The following is a 653-nucleotide window of genomic DNA, read 5'->3' as shown; positions in this document are numbered from 1 at the left end:
GGGATGCAGCAGTACAAAGGCAATCAGCTCGCTTTTGAAAAAGGGGCAGATTTATTAAAACAGAAAGCAACTTTCTTAACGGAAACCGTTTTCAATACAGCAGACAGAAGCGGATTTGAAGCTGCTACAAATGCGGCAAAAAATGCCGATGTTGTGGTAATGGTTTTAGGCGAATACGGATTCCAGAGTGGTGAAGGAAGAAGCAGAACCGATCTAAACCTGCCAGGTTTGCAGCAGGAATTATTGGAAGAAATCTATAAAGTGAATCCGAATGTGGTTCTGGTTTTAAACAATGGACGTCCGTTGAGCATTCCGTGGGCGGCAGAAAATGTTCCGGCCATTGTGGAAGCTTGGCATTTGGGAACCCAAGCCGGAAATGCAGTTGCGCAGGTTTTGTACGGAGACTACAATCCGAGCGGAAAATTGCCGATGTCGTTTCCAAGAAATGTGGGACAGGTGCCGATTTACTATAACAAATACAGCACAGGAAGACCGATCGATAGCGATAAAAATGTTTTCTGGTCGCATTACATGGATGTGGAGAAAACTCCACAATTCCCATTCGGTTTTGGATTGAGCTACACCACTTTCGATTATAAAAACCTAAAACTGGATAAAACATCTTTTGCGAAAGGTGAAAAAGTTCAGGTAAG

General features: G+C 43.3%; 1 protein-coding gene. It reads left to right on the top strand.

Translation table 11 applies throughout. The annotated features are described in order from the left end of the window. The coding region (locus B3J44_RS17515; RefSeq protein WP_286969998.1) for a glycoside hydrolase family 3 C-terminal domain-containing protein at positions 1 to 653 on the top strand (653 nt) is incomplete at both ends.

The sequence above is a fragment of the Flavobacterium sp. UBA4854 genome (assembly GCF_002399805.1).
Lineage (GTDB): Bacteria > Bacteroidota > Bacteroidia > Flavobacteriales > Flavobacteriaceae > Flavobacterium > Flavobacterium ginsengisoli.
Note: the sequence above shows the minus strand (reverse complement) of the source record. Positions and strands in the feature narration are given on the sequence as shown.